At 58.8% G+C, this 16,536-nt stretch carries 12 protein-coding genes; 9 read left to right on the top strand and 3 right to left on the bottom strand.

Annotated elements, in window-relative coordinates:
* Positions 1–2: 2 nt before the first annotated feature.
* Positions 3–1,097 carry a nicotinate-nucleotide--dimethylbenzimidazole phosphoribosyltransferase gene (gene cobT / locus ACHZCX_RS09280; protein WP_319586951.1) on the top strand — a complete coding sequence of 365 codons (1,095 nt, stop codon included), beginning with the start codon at positions 3–5 and terminating at the stop codon, positions 1,095–1,097.
* Positions 1,048–1,602 (top strand): hypothetical protein, encoded by a 555-nt coding sequence (locus ACHZCX_RS09275; RefSeq protein WP_319586950.1) that lies wholly within the window; start codon positions 1,048–1,050, stop codon positions 1,600–1,602. The genes cobT and ACHZCX_RS09275 overlap by 50 nt, the downstream gene beginning before the upstream one ends.
* Positions 1,603–1,637: 35 nt before the next feature.
* Here the strand turns inward: ACHZCX_RS09275 and ACHZCX_RS09270 are convergent, their stop codons facing one another.
* The gene (locus ACHZCX_RS09270; RefSeq protein WP_319586949.1) at positions 1,638–2,609 is read right to left on the bottom strand and encodes a hydrolase; all 972 of its coding nucleotides are present in this window, start codon (positions 2,607–2,609) and stop codon (positions 1,638–1,640) included.
* A gap of 220 nt (positions 2,610–2,829) precedes the next feature.
* Between ACHZCX_RS09270 and ACHZCX_RS09265 the strand changes: the two genes are divergently transcribed.
* From ACHZCX_RS09265 to ACHZCX_RS09235, 7 genes are all read left to right on the top strand, one after another.
* A complete protein-coding gene (locus ACHZCX_RS09265) occupies positions 2,830–3,180 on the top strand; it encodes a DsrE family protein (RefSeq protein WP_319586948.1) in 351 nt (116 codons plus the stop codon).
* Positions 3,181–3,723: 543 nt separating this feature from the next.
* Complete coding sequence (locus tag ACHZCX_RS09260) at positions 3,724–4,299, top strand: VTT domain-containing protein (RefSeq protein WP_319586947.1); 576 nt, start codon at positions 3,724–3,726, stop codon at positions 4,297–4,299.
* Between the two features lie 409 nt (positions 4,300–4,708).
* Complete coding sequence (locus tag ACHZCX_RS09255; protein ID WP_319586946.1) at positions 4,709–6,262, top strand: acyl-CoA carboxylase subunit beta; 1,554 nt, start codon at positions 4,709–4,711, stop codon at positions 6,260–6,262.
* A gap of 8 nt (positions 6,263–6,270) precedes the next feature.
* The gene (locus tag ACHZCX_RS09250; protein ID WP_319586945.1) at positions 6,271–8,298 is read left to right on the top strand and encodes an acetyl-CoA carboxylase biotin carboxylase subunit; all 2,028 of its coding nucleotides are present in this window, start codon (positions 6,271–6,273) and stop codon (positions 8,296–8,298) included.
* Positions 8,299–8,396: 98 nt separating this feature from the next.
* Positions 8,397–8,657, top strand: a complete 261-nt coding sequence (locus ACHZCX_RS09245) for a flagellar FlbD family protein (RefSeq protein ID WP_319586944.1) — start codon at positions 8,397–8,399, stop codon at positions 8,655–8,657.
* A gap of 219 nt (positions 8,658–8,876) precedes the next feature.
* Positions 8,877–9,665: a flagellar motor protein gene (locus tag ACHZCX_RS09240; RefSeq protein WP_319586943.1), complete on the top strand. Its 789-nt coding sequence runs from the start codon at positions 8,877–8,879 to the stop codon at positions 9,663–9,665.
* The gene (locus ACHZCX_RS09235; protein WP_319586942.1) at positions 9,666–10,493 is read left to right on the top strand and encodes a flagellar motor protein MotB; all 828 of its coding nucleotides are present in this window, start codon (positions 9,666–9,668) and stop codon (positions 10,491–10,493) included. It begins immediately after the preceding gene.
* A 118-nt stretch (positions 10,494–10,611) separates the two neighbouring features.
* Here the strand turns inward: ACHZCX_RS09235 and ACHZCX_RS09230 are convergent, their stop codons facing one another.
* Entirely contained in the window at positions 10,612–12,030 is a 1,419-nt protein-coding gene (locus ACHZCX_RS09230; protein WP_319586941.1) for an FAD-dependent oxidoreductase, read from the bottom strand.
* A 22-nt stretch (positions 12,031–12,052) separates the two neighbouring features.
* The gene (gene gltB, locus ACHZCX_RS09225; protein ID WP_394708820.1) at positions 12,053–16,504 is read right to left on the bottom strand and encodes a glutamate synthase large subunit; all 4,452 of its coding nucleotides are present in this window, start codon (positions 16,502–16,504) and stop codon (positions 12,053–12,055) included.
* Between the last annotated feature and the right edge of the window lie 32 nt (positions 16,505–16,536).

Raw genomic sequence — 16,536 nt, 5'->3', positions numbered from 1 at the left:
CTATGCACTTGCTTAAGCAGACCCTGGAGGCCATCCGGCCCACCGACCGGGTGGTCATGGCCGCCGCCCAGAAGGAGATCGATTACTGCCTCAAGCCGCCGGGCAGCCTCGGCAAGCTCGAAGACATCGCCCGCCAGATTGCCGGGATCACCGGCAAGGTGCATAACGCGATCAGCAAGAAGGCGATTGTGGTGATGATGGCCGATAACGGCGTCTGTGCCGAGGGGGTTGCGATGTATCCCCAGGATATCACCCGCATCGGCGCCGACTTTGTCACCTCCGGCCGCATGGGGGTGAATTTCCTCGCCAACTATGCCAAGGCCGATATCATTGCCGTTGATATCGGCATCCAGGTCGATGTCGATCTGCCCAGGGTGCTCAACCGCAAAATCCGCTACGGCACGGCCAATTTCCTCAAAGAGCCAGCGATGAGCCGGGAAGAGGCCATCCGCGCCATCGAGGTGGGGATCGAAGTGACCAATACGGCCATCGACCAGGGGTACGATCTGATGGGGACCGGCGAGATCGGCATCGGCAACACCACCGCCAGCAGCGCTGTGCTTTACGCCTTTACTGGGGCAAATATCGACCGGGTGGTCGGCCGGGGCGCGGGCCTGACGGACGAGGCCTTTGAACACAAGAAAGCTGTGGTGCAGCAGGCGGTGCGATTGCACCGGCCGGACCCGGACGATGCCCTCGATGTGTTGTCCAAGGTGGGCAGCCTCGATATCGCCGGTATGGCCGGGACCTATCTGGCCTGCGCCGCCCGCCGGGTGCCGGTGGTCACCGACGGCCTGATCTCCAACGTCGCGGCGCTGACGGCCATGCGGCTCAAGCCCGAGGCCATCGAGTATATGATTCCGTCGCACATCTCGTTTGAGCCCGGCGCCAAACTGCTCAAGGAGATCACCGGCCTGGAGCCCATGATCGATATGAACATGCGTTTGGGCGAGGGGACGGGCTGCGCCCTGGTGTTCAGCATCATCGAGGCCGCGCTCCGGATGATCGAGGAAATGGGCACCTTTGCCGCCATCGGGAAATCACGCGATGAAATTGGGGACCACATCATGGCTTACCGGGGAAAATTTCCTCGATAACGCCCGTCTGGTTGAGGGGCGGGTCGACTTTGTCGAACTGCTGGTTTACACCTGGGACCGGCCGATGCGCGCCAAGGTCGGTTCCTGGCTCGACGGTCTGGCGGCTCTTGACCTGGAATACACGGTCCATTTGCCCACCGACAAGGTTGCAGGAGCGCTGGCTGTCGCCCAATTTTTTGCGGAGAGCGGCTTTCCCCTGCTCAATATGACCCTGCATCCCTTGCCAGGCTGGCGGGAGGTGGATTGGCCGGAGCTTGTGGCCATGGAAAACCTAATCGACCAGGTCGAGTTTCACCCCCGCTTCACCTTTGATCTCACCCACAGCCTGCTGGGCAAACCGCTGCCCAGCCACTTTCACCCGCACATCGTTGACTCCACCTTTCCGGCACCGACGGCCAGACCGATCACCTGCCGCTTGATGAACACACACTGCAGCAGGCGGTGCCCCTCCTCAATGCGGAAATGCTGGTCTGTTTCGAAATCTTTGACCTGGCAGACGCCTTGAACGCCGCCGACAGGCTGCGCGTCTTCGATCCCCGGTTAGGGTAGAGGGTCGGCAGCCGCCAGATGCTCATTGAGGAAGGCGGGGGCGAGCCGATCGATCAGGCAGCCGGTCCGCCAGGGAAAGCGGCTCTCAATGAAACCGACATGGCCGCCGTGGGGCTGGATCGCCAATCGCACGCCGGGGCCAACCTGATCGGGTCTGGGAACATTGTGCGGATACATGAAGGGATCATCTCTGCTGTGAAGGATCAGGGTGGGTACGGTGATATCTTTGAGATAACCCAGCGAGCTGCACCGGGCGTAATAGTCGTCGGCCCCGGCAAATCCGTTAAGCGGCGCGGTCACCCATTGGTCATATTCCCACAGGGTGTAGATCCGGTTCAGATCGACCCGCAGCGGCGAGGCCATGGCGGTGAATTTTTGCCGGTAGGCCCGTTTCAAGCGGGTCATGAGGTAGTGCTGATAGATCCGGGACCCGCCCTGTTCAAGCCGCCGGGCCGCATCGGCCAGGACAAAGGGCACGGAGACGGCCACCGCGGCCTGGAGCAGGGCGGATGAACCGGTGACTCCCAGGTAGCGGAGCAGGAGGTTACCGCCCAGGGAAAAGCCGATGGCTGCGGCCACCGACCGGCCGGTGGCCCGAAGCAGCGTCAAAACCTCGGCCAGATCCTCAATGGCCCCGGAGTGATAGGTGCGGGGTAACCGGTTGGGCTCGCCGCTGCAGCCGCGCAGGTGCATAAATACCGGCTGCAAGCCGGCCCGGAGGAGCGTAGCCATGATCGGCAGGGCATAATGAGAGCGCAGGGTCCCCTCCAGACCATGGAGGATGAGGACAATGGGGCCCGAACCGCCGGAGGCCCAGGCGAGATCAATGAAATCGCCATCGGCCAGCTCGAGCCGTTCGCGCCACAGAGGCAGGGCGGGTAGCGGCCGGAACAGTTTGGGCCACAGGGTCTGGATGTGCGGATTGCGGAGCCAGAAGGGTGGGGCGAAAGGGGTTGGCATCATGTCGGGTTTGGGGCGGTGGAAACTGGGTGATGGTTCAGGGGGCAGGAAGCGAAAAACTATCGCTGCATAGCGCTCTTACGCGGTGATTTCGGGTTGTCATGCCCTGGGAATCCGAGTAGTGATCAGTCTATTGTGGAACTCACAGGGGAACCGGTTAGATTGCCATGGCGGCACAATGGCCGGCCCTTTCATACATTCCGTAAGGATTTAGGAGGAAATTATGGCCAATTTTTTGTTTGTGCTGCGTGACAACAACGTTGAAAAGGCGACCCGCTGCTTTCAATTTGCCAAGATCGCCCATTCCAAGGGCCACAAGGTCAATCTTTTTTTAATCGACAGCGGTGTCGACTGGGCGATGAAGAATAGTGACGGCGGTCAGAAGACAGATACCGGAGATAGCGTCAGCGACTACCTGCCCTACCTGATCGAAAACGAGGTGCCGGTGGGCGTTTGTACTCCCTGCGCCAAAAACCGTAAGCTCGACGAGGCCCAGTTTTATAGCAACATGGTGCTCGATGGCGGGCCCCACCTGATCGACATGGCGGCCGAAGCCAAGGTGTTCAATTTCTGATTCGGCTCGCACTCCTCCATTCAGCAGGTCGGTGTCCAAGTTATGGACACCGGCCGTTTTTATTGTACCCGCTGAACAGGTGGTAGAAGATGTCGGACATATAGACCACGCCGACCAGCTTGCCGTGGTCAGGTCTCAGATTTTCTGTTAGTGATCAGGTGGTTGTTCATATACACAATTAAGTGCAGATGCTCAACCGGGGGTGCAATGCCTTAACTTGAGCACGCCCAATCCCCGGAAACCATTGATACTCTCAAGGGCGCCCTTGTCGGGAACCAAGACGTGAATCTCTTGGGGTAAAATCACCATAACGTAGGGTTTTTTGACCAAAATTGAACATTTTTTCATTGCCCTTACAACAAACGACGAATATTGTCGATGCTCTCTATGAATCATAGGATTTTCACCGAAAATAATCCTATCCCTGATAGGATAAATATCATTGAAGAGTAGTTATTGGAACAACAAGGAATACTCGCGGTGTGACTCTTTTTCTCTGCCATAGAATGCTGTCAAACGTCTCTCAACCCCTGCGGTAAAAATATGGATATTTTTAATAAATTTATTGATTTTACGGTAAATATTAATGGAAATTTAACCGTGCTTGTGGATAACCACGGCGCACTGATTTATGGACTCATAGCCGCTATTATTTTCTGTGAAGTTGGCTTGGTGGTGGCGCCTTTTTTGCCTGGAGATTCAATGTTGTTCGCCATCGGCACCCTCTGCGCGACCGAGGCAATGGACTTGTATATCGTCCTTATCCTTTTCTCGGTTGCAGCCATACTTGGGGATAATTTTAACCGTCTTATGGGCATCTGGTTTGGACACAAAGCCTTTGCCGGAAAAGATGGCCGATTTTTCAACCAGAAAAATCTGAATAAGGCACATGATTTTTTTGAGAAATACGGGACCAAAGCGGTCACGCTTTGCCGATTCGTCCCCTTTCTTCGGACATATGTTCCCTTTGTGGCTGGAATGGCCGAAATGCGCTGGCGCGTTTTTTTTCCGTTCAGCGTCTTAGGAGGAACAGGCTGGGTGTTCATTTGCGTCCTTGCCGGTTATTTCCTTGGGCACCTTGATTTTTTCGATCGGTATATACAACTCGCGCACAACTAGGCAACGGTTCGTGGAGGAGAATGGACGCGTCTTTTCCACCTTGTCCGCAGTCTGTTGGGATTGAGAATAACGAGCCGTGACACTCGCGTGTTCCGTGGGTTTTGCGTTGAGCCTTGCAACCTTTCTCGGTAGGCCGTTTTTTTTGCAGACGAAAACCTGTGCTCTGTGATAAATTAGACTGTTTATGGCCAGCTGGGGCGGTCGACCAAAGGTGAGGAGAGTCGCTTGCCGTTCAGCCGCCATCTTCTTGCGGGCAACAGGGCCGACAGCCTCGCCATCCGGTAGAACCTGCAGGCGATGGTATCAGTCGGAAACAGCCGCCACAAAACAAACATGATCGATCAATAATCGAGAATCTGTTGGGACCCTCTTCTGGGCCTTAGGCAGATTCCGGCACTAGGTGAGGACAATGGATACGCAATATAATGCAACTCTTGAGACCCTTGAACGATTACGGGCGGAGTCCGTTTCCGCCGGTGGGGAATCGAAAAAGGCCGATCAGCACCACAAGGGCAAGCTGACCGCGCGGGAGCGACTCGACCTGCTGTTGGACGATGGTTCCTTTGAAGAGTTCGATGTCCTCAAAATTGGGCGGGGCGGCAGTCTGGGCGACGAGAAAAGGTATCTTGGTGACGGCGTCATCACCGGTCACGGATCCATCGACGGTCGTGAGGTCTTTGTCTTCAGCCAGGATTTCACCGTGCTCGGCGGTTCGCTCGGCGAGGCACATGCCCAGAAAATCTGCAAAGTCATGGATCTGGCGGTCAAGGTAGGCGCACCGATCATCGGCCTCAATGACTCGGGCGGCGCCCGCATCCAGGAGGGGATGGATGCCCTGGCTGCCTACGGCGAGATCTTCCACCGCAATGTCCGGGCCAGTGGCGTGGTGCCGCAGATCTCCTGTATCATGGGGCCCTGCGCCGGTGGTGCCGTTTACAGTCCCTCGATCACCGATTTCGTTTTTATGGTCGAAGACTCCTCGTACATGTTTGTCACCGGGCCGAGTGTGGTTAAAACCGTCACCCATCAGGACATCACCTCGGAGGACCTGGGCGGGGCCCGGGTGCATGCCAGTAAGAGCGGCGTGGCCCATTTTACTGTGGCCAACGATGTCCTTGCCCTGCGCGAGGTGCGGAGGCTGATCAGCTATCTGCCTTCCAACAATCGCCTCAGGGCGCCCATCCTTAACCTGAGCGACGCACCCGGCCGTACCGATCCGGCCCTGGATTACCTCATCCCCACGAACTCCAACCAGACCTACGACATGAACGTGTTGATCCTCAGCATCCTCGATGGGGCTGAGTTCATGGAGGTTCATGCTGGATTCGCCCGCAATATCATCTGCGGCTTTGGCCGTCTCGGCGGCCAGACCGTTGGCCTGGTGGCCAATCAGCCGGCGGTGCTTGCCGGGGTACTCGACAACGATGCCTCGTTCAAGGCCGGCCGCTTTGTCCGCTTTTGCGATTCATTCAACATCCCGTTGATCACCTTGGTTGATGTCCCCGGCTTCATGCCCGGTCCGGACCAGGAGCACGGAGGCATCATCCGCCATGGGGCCAAGCTGCTCTATGCCTTTACCGAGGCTACAGTGCCGCGAATCTCGGTGATCATCCGCAAGGCCTACGGCGGCGCCTACCTGGTGATGAACTCCAAGCACATCCACTGCGACGTCAACTACGCTTGGCCGACTGCCGAGATAGCGGTCATGGGCCCCAAGGGCGCGGCCGAGGTTATTCACCGTAAGGAGATTTACCAGGCGGAAGACCCCGAAGCAGTGCTGGCTGAGAAGATGGAAGAATACCGGAGCACCTTTGCCAACCCCTTTATTGCCGCCCAGCGGGGCTATATCGACGACGTTATCTTTCCCCGGGACACCCGCTCGCATCTCATCCGCACCCTGCAGATGCTGGACAGCAAGCGAACCAAGGGCCCGGATCGCAAACACGGAAATATTCCCCTCTGAGGTACGCTATGTTTGATAAAATTCTCATCGCCAATCGCGGCGAAATTGCCATTCGCATCATTCGTACCTGCAACCGGCTGGGCATCCAGACCGTGGCCGTCTATTCCGACGCCGACAGCCGCAGCCTGCACCGACAACTGGCGGATGAGGCCGTGTACATCGGCGAATCGCAGTCGCAGAAGTCCTATCTCAATATCGATAAAATCATTGCCGCGGCCACGTCCACGGGTTGCCAAGCCGTGCATCCCGGCTATGGGTTTCTCTCGGAGAAGGCTGATTTTGCCAAGGCAGTGGCAGCAGCGGGTATGGTTTTTATCGGCCCGCCAACCGATGTGGTCGATGTCATGGGCGACAAGATCACCTCCAAGGAGTTGGCGAAAAACGCCGGTGTGCCGGTTATCCCCGGCTTTATCGAGGCCATCAAGGACGAAGCGGAGGCCCTAACCGCGGCGGAGGCAGTTGGCTATCCGATCCTGTTGAAACCGGCAGCTGGCGGCGGCGGCAAGGGCATGCGTATTGTTGCCAAACCTGAGGACATGAAGGCGGCGCTGGCGGCCAGTCGGCAGGAGACCCAGAAGGCTTTCAACGACACCAGGGTTTTTGTCGAGCGTTACATCGAGCAGCCCCGTCATATCGAGATCCAGATTCTGGCCGACAGCCAGGGTCATGTGGTTCATCTCGGCGAGCGGGAATGTTCGATCCAGCGGCGTTACCAGAAGGTGATTGAGGAATCACCCTCACCGGCTGTATCTCCGGACCTGCGGGAGCGGATGGGCAAGGCCGCCTGCGATCTGGCGCGGACCTCGGGGTATGTCAATGCGGGCACGGTAGAATTCGTCATGGACAGCCAGCATAATTTTTATTTTTTGGAGATGAACACCCGCCTGCAGGTGGAGCATCCGGTCACCGAACTGGTCACCGGGCTCGATCTGGTGGAATGGCAGTTACGCATTGCCAGCGGCGAACCTTTGTCCTTTGACCAGAGTGGTGTCACCTTTAACGGCTGGGCCATTGAAGCGCGAATCTGCGCCGAGGAACCAACGCGGGGATTCATTCCCTCGACCGGTATGATTACCCGCTATGCCGCACCCAGGGGCAGGGGTATCAGGGTGGATAGCGGCGTCAATATTGGCAGCAAAATCGATGTCTACTACGACTCCATGCTGGCTAAACTGATCTGCCATGGCAAAACCAGGGAAGATGCGCGCCAAGGTCTCGTCGAGGCCCTCAACGGCTACCATATCGAGGGGGTGTCCACCAACATTGATTTCGTTACCAGCGTGCTTTGTTTGCCCGAGTTCGCCGAAGGCAATCTGAGTACCTCCTTCATCGACCAGCATTTCGAAGGTGGGGTGTCAAAACGCTCGCCTTCCCTGCAATATCTGCAACTGGCAGCCCTGGCGGCAACGCTGATCTACCATACCCGCACGGTGGCGGTGCGCGAGTCGCTGCGCCACATGGTTTCCGATATCGGCGGCAAGCGGGATATGGGCAGGACCCATCCGTACAAGGTCCGGTCCCAGGGGGAACTGTTTGAAGTGACCCTGGAGGGATCCCCGGTGAGCGGTGAAACCTGCACCATCCGGGTGGACGGCACCACCCACAAGGTCATCATCCCCACCTTCGAGTTTTTCCGCCGCCGCCTCAAGCTCACGGTCAATGGTCAGGATTACCGTTTCCGTTTGCGGTTTGAGGAATCGTTCATGTTCATGTCCTTCAACGGCATCTCGCGGCTGTTCGAGATCTATACTCCGAAAGAATGGGCAATGATGACCTTTATGCCCGAGAAGGCAGATAAGGCCTTGGACAATATCCTGCTGTGCCCCATGCCCGGCCTGGTGGTGGATGTGTTGGCCCAGAAGGGTGAGCGTGTCTTCCGCGGCCAGAACCTGGTCATCCTGGAATCGATGAAAATGGAAAGCGGCGTGGCCTCGCCGGTGGACGGCGTGATTGCCGAGGTCCGGGTGAAGAAGGGCCAGGCGGTGGAGGCCGATGAAACCTTGATTAAATTCGAGGTGGAAGAGAAAACCGCGTAGAGTGAGTCCGCTTCGGCCAGCCTGCTTTTGCAGCGGGCGGGGAGAACCTGCCGAGAGCCTTTCCGTTTGCATGCGGGGAAGGCGCTCGGTGGGAGCCTGTGCTCGCGGCCTGGCCTCATTTTTTCACTTTCCTTCTCTCTGCTGCCATGATCAAGCTGACCCGGCTCAATAAATTAGAATTCTATCTCAATCCTGATCTCATCAAGATCATTGAGGAGACGCCCGATACGATTATCAAACTGACCAACGACGATCATGTTCTGGTCCTGGAAAAAGCGGAGGAGGTCATCGATAAAATTGTCGCCTTTCGCGTCAGGATTTTGCAGCAATCGAGACATGGCATCGATACCGGCGAATGAATCGTGAGCGGGCCGTGGTGCCTGAAAAAAGAGTTGGAACAATCCTCTCACTCGTCACGCTGCAATGAAGTAGTGCGGATGTTCAACGATGATCCCCTTTTCCTGATTTTTTTCTTTCTAATCTCCGATCCTCTCCGTACAATACCTTATCGAGCCATTCCAGGGCATTCGGGCCCAATGGTACCGGCCGTCCTTTTCAATCAGCACTCTTAAAAAGTTATGGATATCGCAACCATCATCGGTTTACTCATGGGGTTGGGCGCCATCATTGGCGGCGCAATGCTCGAAGGCTTACACATGAATGCCTTAGTGCAGCCAACCGCCGCTTTAATCGTGCTTGGCGGCACCTTTGGCGCGGCGTTCATCAGTTTCCCCCTGCATACCGTTATTACGGCCTTCAAGGACCTGAAAAAACTGATCGCCAACTCGCCTAAAAATGACGATCTCATTGTCGAACTCTGTGGTTTTGCGGCGAAGGCCAGGAAAAATGGCATCATTGCCCTGGAACAGGACGCCCAGAATCACAAGGATCGATTTGTGAAGAAGGCTATTTCCCTTTCGGTCGATGGGGTTGACCCCAAGGAAATCAGGGAACTGCTGGAGATCGACCTGGGGGCGGTTGAAGAACACGCCAAAATGAGCGTTGAATTTTTCGAGGCGGCGGGCGGGTATGCCCCGACCGTCGGCATCATCGGCGCGGTGCTCGGCCTCATCCACGTCATGAGCAACCTTTCCGACACCTCCAAGCTCGGCGGCGGTATCGCCGTCGCCTTCGTGGCCACGATCTACGGCCTGATCACCGCCAATATTATCTGTCTGCCCGCGGCCACCAAGATCAAACATCGCATTAAGGACGAGATAGTGCGCAAGGAGATCATCATTGCCGGAATCGTCGCTATTCAGAATGGCGAGAACCCGCGTTTTATCGAAGAGCGGCTGAAATCGTATCTTGGGGGCGAGACGGGGAAAGCTTCAGCGGTTGCCGATGAGGAAGGGGGCAAGAAATAAGTGGCCAGAAAAAAAGAGCCGGAAAAAGCGGCCAATCATGAGCGGTGGCTGGTCTCCTATGCCGATTTTATTACCCTGTTGTTTGCGGTCTTTGTGACCCTCTACGCCATGTCGCAGACCGATAAGCAGAAGGTGGAGCAGGTCGCCGCCTCTTATCGCAGCGCTTTTGGCGTAACCGTAGGCGCATCTTCGGGGAAACCGCAATTCATTCCAAAATCGGATATGATGCCCATTCCTTCGATGAAACAGCAGCTTAAAAACACGGAAAAGCCGAAGGCAAAGGGTGACGGCTCGTCCAAAGTCCAGGCAACCAAGAAAGATTTTAAGGAGATGTTGGTGTCCCTTGAAAAATTTCTCATTGATAAGAATGCGCAAGACAAGGTGAACATTGATATCACTAGGAGAGGCCTGGTTATCAGTTTGCGTGAGGCTGGTTTTTTTGATTCAGGCAGTGCCACCATCCAACCGGCCGCCTATGAACTCCTCACCAAAATTGCCGAGGTCCTGCTTCCCTATGGCAATCCGATCAGTTTCGAGGGCCATACCGATAATATCCCGATGCGTTCGTCAACGTTTCACTCGAACTGGGAACTGTCGACCGCCAGGGCAACCACTCTTGCCCATTATTTTATGGATAGGCACAGCTTCGCGCCGGAGAAGATATCCGTAACCGGTTACGGGGAATATCGGCCCGTTGCCGATAACAGTGTGGAGGAGGGGAGAAAGCAAAATCGCCGGGTTGATGTCGTGCTGGTCGGCGCGACCGAGGGCGAAATCGAAGAACCAGCGCCTGCGGAAGAGGCGCCTCCAAAGAAACTGCCTTTCTAACCGGAAGAGTGCCGCGAAAGAAGGTTTGAGCCGGAAGTCCTCCTTGCCCTGCAGGGGTTGGGACTCCCGGCTCTTTTTTTATGGGGGCACCGCTTGTCGATCTCTTTCGGCCTAGTGGTTAATCAACTCCCAGATAGGCGAGGATGCCCTTGGCCGCCTGGCGTCCCTGCCAGATGGCGGTGACCACCAGGTCCGAGCCGCGCACCATGTCGCCACCGGCGAAGACTTTGGGATTGCTGGTCTGGAGCGGGTATTCGCCGGATTCCTTGGCCACCACCCGCTCCCGGTCATTGAGGCTGATTCCGTGCTGTCCCAGCCAGGCTGGTGGGTTGGGGCGGAATCCAAAGGCAATGAGGACAATATCCGCGGTCACCGTGACCTGACTGTTCGAAACGATCACCGGCCGCCGTCGGCCGCTGGCATCGGGTTCCCCCAACTCGGTGGTCACCAGTTCCACCCCTTCCACCCGATGTTCCCCCATAATCCCAATGGGTTGCTGGTTAAAGAGGAACTGCACCCCCTCTTCCCGGGCATTGGTCACCTCCCGCTTGGATCCGGGCATGTTGGCCTCGTCGCGCCGGTAGGCGCAGGTGACGCTGGCCGCTCCCTGGCGGATTGCGGTCCGGCAGCAATCCATGGCCGTGTCGCCACCGCCGAGGACCACCACCCGTTTGCTGAAGGTGTCGACAAAGGGGGCTAATCCTTCATAACCCCGATGCTGGCAGACGTTGCCGATGAGAAAGGGTAGGGCGTCATGGACTCCCGGTAGATCCTCGCCGGGAAAGCCGCCCTTCATGAATTGATAGGTTCCCATGCCGAGAAAGACGGCATCAAACTCATTCAAAAGTTGCTCCGCACTGACATCGCGGCCGATCTCGGTACCCAAGCGGAACTCCACACCCATGCCAGTGAATAGTTGCCGTCGCCGGGCCAGAACCGATTTCTCCAATTTGAATTCCGGGATGCCGAAGGTCAGCAGGCCGCCGATCTCTGGATAGCGGTCAAAAACCACCGGCCGCACCCCGCTTCGAACCAGGACATCGGCACAGCCTAGACCGGCCGGTCCGGCGCCGATGACCGCCACCCGTTTGCCGGTCCAGGTGACACCGGACATGTCCGGTTTCCAGCCCTGGGCCAGAGCCTGGTCGGTGATGTATTTCTCGATATTGCCGATGGTCACCGCGCCGAAACCGTCGTTGAGGGTGCAGGCCCCTTCGCAGAGCCGGTCCTGGGGGCAGACTCGGCCGCAGATCTCTGGCAAAGTGTTGGTCTGGTGACAGAGTTCCACCGCCGCCAACAGGTTGCCTTCAGCCAGCAGCTTCAGCCAGTTGGGGATGTAATTGTGCACCGGGCACTGCCACTCGCAGTAGGGGTTGCCGCAGGCCAGGCAGCGGTGCGCCTGATGCTGAAGGTGAGCTTCGGCTACGGGTTCGTAAATTTCCCGGAAGGCAGTTTTCCGGGTGACCAGCCCTACCTTGGGCGGCAATTTCCGTTCGACGTCCAGGAACTGGAAGACATTGTTGAGGCGCTCTTTCATGGGGGTGCCGTGATAAAAAAGGTTATTCGCCGCGCTGCTTGAGCCGGTCGAGCAGGCTGGAGAAGTCGGCGGCCTTGGGTTTGACCAGCCAGAACTTACCGATATAGTCGAGAAAGTCGTCCAAGAGCCGCCAGCCCCAATCACTGTTGGTCTCGCGGCAGAACTCCTCGATCACCTGGTGGAGGTGGTTGCGATACTCCTCCATGTAACCGGAGTGGATGCGCTGGATCTCGACCAGTTCATGGTTGTATTTATCGACAAAATTGTTGTCCAGGTCGAGCACATAGGCAAAACCACCGGTCATACCCGCGCCGAAATTGGCACCGGCCGGACCCAACACGGTGACCAGCCCTCCGGTCATGTATTCGCAGCCGTGATCGCCCACCCCTTCCACCACCGCGTGCGCACCGGAATTGCGCACCGCGAACCGTTCTCCGGCCTGGCCCGAGGCATAGAGCCTGCCGCCGGTGGCGCCGTAGAGGCAGGTGTTGCCCATGATGCTGGTCTCTTCGGTCTTGAAGGTCGAACGGTGCGGCGGACGGAGGACGATCTTGCCGCCGGCCATGCCCTTGCCGACATAGTCGTTGGCATCGCCGTTGAGATAGAGTTCCAGGCCACCGACGTTCCAGGCGCCGAAGCTCTGGCCGGCGATGCCGGTGAGCTTCAGCTTGACCGGCGCATCCTGCATTCCCTGGTTGCCGTAACGTTTGGCGATCTCGCCGCTGAGCCGGGCACCGATCGTGCGGTCGCAGTTGGTCAGGGTGTAAGCAAAGGCGCCGCCGCTGCGGGTTTCGATGGCGGGCAGAATGTCGCGGACCATCTGTTCGGCCAGCGGCCCCTTGTCAAAAGGCTGGTTGCGGCTGATGGCGCAGTGACGGGGTTTCTGGGCCAGCAACCCATCGGTGTGGATGAGCGGGCGCAGGTCAAGCTGCTGCTGCCGGGGTGTGGTACCGGCGACCGGTTCGAGCAGATCGACCCGGCCAACCAATTCCTCCAGGCTGCGGACGCCGAGCAGCGCCAGCCATTCCCTGGTCTCCTGGGCCAGAAAACGGAAATAGTTGACCACTTTTGCCACCGTGCCCTGGTAGTGGTCGCGGCGGAGGTCGTCGCGCTGGGTGGCCACGCCGGTGGCGCAGTTGTTGAGGTGACAGATGCGCAGGTACTTGCAGCCGAGCGCCACCATAGGGGCAGTGCCGAAGCCGAAACTCTCGGCCCCGAGCATGGCCGCCTTGACCACGTCCAGGCCGGTCTTGAGGCCGCCGTCGGTCTGCAAGCGGATCTTGTCGCGGAGATCGTTGGCCTGCAGGGTCTGGTGGACCTCGGCCAGCCCCAGTTCCCAGGGCGAGCCGGCGTGGCGGATCGAGGAGATCGGGCTGGCGGCGGTGCCGCCGTCATAGCCGGAAACGGTGATCAGGTCGGCATAGGCCTTGGCCACCCCGGCGGCAATGGTGCCGATACCGGGCCGGGACACCAGCTTGACCGAGACCAGGGCGCCGGGGTTGACCTGCTTAAGGTCAAAGATCAGCTGGGACAGATCCTCGATCGAATAGATGTCGTGGTGCGGCGGCGGTGAGATCAGGGTGACGCCGGGCACCGAGTAGCGGAGGCGGGCGATCAGCTCGTTAACCTTGCTGCCCGGCAGTTGGCCGCCCTCGCCGGGCTTGGCGCCTTGAGCAATCTTGATCTGCAGCACCTCAGCATTGACCAGATAGTGCGGGGTAACGCCGAAGCGGCCGGAGGCCACCTGTTTGATCTTCGACACCCTGGCTGTGCCGTAGCGGGCCGGATCCTCGCCGCCCTCGCCGCTGTTGGAGCGGCCGCCCATGCTGTTCATCGCCTCGGCCAGGGCCTCGTGAGCCTCGGGCGAGAGGGCGCCCAGCGACATGGCGGCGGTATCGAAACGGCGGATGATCGATTCCACCGGCTCAACCTGATCGATGGGGATAGGTTTGAGATCCCGGCGCAGGTGCAACAGGTCACGCAGGGTGGCAGGCTCTCGGTGGTTGATCAGATCGGCGCAGGTCTGCCACTGGTTCGAGTCACCGCTCTTGACCGCGGCCTGCAGCCCCATGACCACATCGGGATTGAAGGCGTGGTACTCCTGACCGTGGATGAATTTCAGCAGGCCTCCGGGGTGGATGGTTTTTTGGGAGCTGGTGGCCTCCTTGGCCAAAGCCTTCTGGTCGGCCTCAAGGTCGGCAAAGCGGGCGCCGCGGATACGGCTCGGTGTGCCGGGAAAACAGCAATCGACCACTTCCTCATCCAACCCGATGATCTCGAACAACTGCGCCCCCCGGTACGAGGCCACCGTGGAGATGCCCATTTTGGAGATGATTTTGAGCAGCCCCTTCTTCATGCCCTTGCGGTAGTTTTTGACCGCCATATCCGGAGCCAAGTCCAACTCGCCGCTGCGGCAGAGGTCGCCGAGGACGGCGTAGCTCAGATAGGGGTAGACAGCGGTGGCGCCGAAGCCGATGAGGGTGGCGATCTGGTGCGAGTCTCGTGCCGTGCCCGTGGCCACCAGGATGTTGGCATTGCAGCGCAACCCCTCTTTGCTGAGGTGGTGATGGACTGCGCCGGTGGCCAGGAGGGCATGGATCGGCAGCAGGGGCGGGCGGCAGTCCTGATCGGTGAGCAGGAGGAGGACGCAGCCGGAGCGAACCGCCGCGGCGGCCTGGAGACACAACTGCTCAATGGCCTGGCGCAGAGTGAGGTGGCTCGGATCATAGCCGAGCGATAGCCGACACAGCCGATACCCCCAGCGGTCGAGATGGACCAGGGCCCGGTATTTCTCTGTGGACAGCACCGGCGAGGTCAGGATTACCCGGCTGGCGTGCTGCTCGGATTCCTCGAAGATCGACTGCTGCTCCGGGCCGATGCAGGTCTCCAGCGACATCACCACCGCCTCGCGCAGGGGATCTATCGGCGGGTTGGTCACCTGGGCAAACTGCTGGCGGAAATAGTCGTAGAGCGGCCGCTGTTGGCGGGAGAGAACGGCCATGGGCGTGTCGTCCCCCATGGAGCCGGTGGCCTCCTGGCCGGACTCCGCCAAGGGACGGAGCAGCTGGTCGCGTTCTTCAAAGCTGACCTGGTACATCTTCATCGCCATCCGCAGCAGGTCGCCCTCCAGTTCCCGGGTGGCCCGGTCCTGGCCCAGGGTGCCCTCGAGCCGCAGGGTGTTGTCCTTGAGCCACTGTTTGTAAGGATGACGGCGTTTCAGTTCCTCATCGACCTCCCGGGTGTGGCGGAGGGTGCCGGTCTGGGTGTCGATGGAGAGAATCTGGCCCGGACCGAGACGCCCCTTGGCCACCACCTCGCCGGGATCGTATTTGTACACCCCCACCTCTGAGGCCACGGTCAGCAGATCGTCCCTGGTCAGCACCCAGCGCGAGGGGCGCAGGCCGTTGCGGTCCAAGGCGCAGATGGCATGGCGGCCGTCGGAGATGACCAGCCCGGCCGGGCCGTCCCAGGCCTCGGTGTGCATCGAGTTGAACTCGTAGAAGGCGCGGAGGTCGGCGTCCAGATGTTCGACATTCTGCCAGGCGGGCGGGATGAGCATACGAATGGCCCGGTGCAGGTCCATGCCGCCGGCCACTAGGACCTCGAGCATGTTGTCCAGGCTGGAGGAGTCCGAGCCGGTGCGGTTGACCAGCGGGGCGATGGCCTCGATATCAGGCAGGAGCGGGGTCTTGAATTTGCCGGTTCTGGCTTCGGCCCAGTTCCGGTTGCCGGTGATGGTGTTGATCTCGCCGTTGTGGGCCAGGAGGCGAAAAGGCTGGGCCAGAGGCCAGCGCGGCATGGTGTTGGTCGAGAAGCGCTGGTGAAAAACGCAGATCCCGCTCTCCAGTTCCGGGTCGGCTAGATCGGGAAAAAAGCCGGGCAGGTCGGCTGGCATCATCAATCCCTTGTAGACAATCACCCCTTCGCTGAGACTGACGACATAGAAATCGGGGTCCGAGGCCAACTGTTTTTCCGCTCTTCTGCGGGCAATGAGCAGCCGGGCAATCAGTTGCTCACGGCTTATGCCCTCGCAGTTGATAAAAATATGGAAAAAGAGCGGCAGGCTCGCAAGGGCAATGGGGCCAAGGCAGTCGGGTTGGGTGGGTATCTGCCGCCAACCGGCGACTTGCAGCCCTTCGGCAACCAGTTCCGCCTCCAGGATACGTCGTGCCGCTTCGGCTTTTTCTTGCTCTTGGCTGAGCATCAGGGAACCGACGCCGTAGAGGGGCGTGAGTTCGGCTTTGCAGCATTCCAGCGCTTTCTTGCGGAGAAATCCGTCCGGTTTTTGGAGCAGCAGGCCGCAGCCGTCGCCGGTGCGGCCATCAGCGGCAATCCCGCCTCGATGGGTCATGCAGGTCAGCGCCTTAATGGCGGTCTGCACCAGACGGTGGCTGGGCTTGCCCTTGAGGTGAGCAATCAGGCCAAAACCGCAATTATCCTTGTATTCGTTGAGATCGTAGAGCCCTTTCATGATCCTCTGTACGGTAAAGAAATCTGAGCGATCAG

The organism is uncultured Desulfobulbus sp. (assembly GCF_963662935.2).
In the GTDB taxonomy this organism is placed as follows: Bacteria; Desulfobacterota; Desulfobulbia; order Desulfobulbales; family Desulfobulbaceae; genus Desulfobulbus.
Note: the sequence above shows the minus strand (reverse complement) of the source record. Positions and strands in the feature narration are given on the sequence as shown.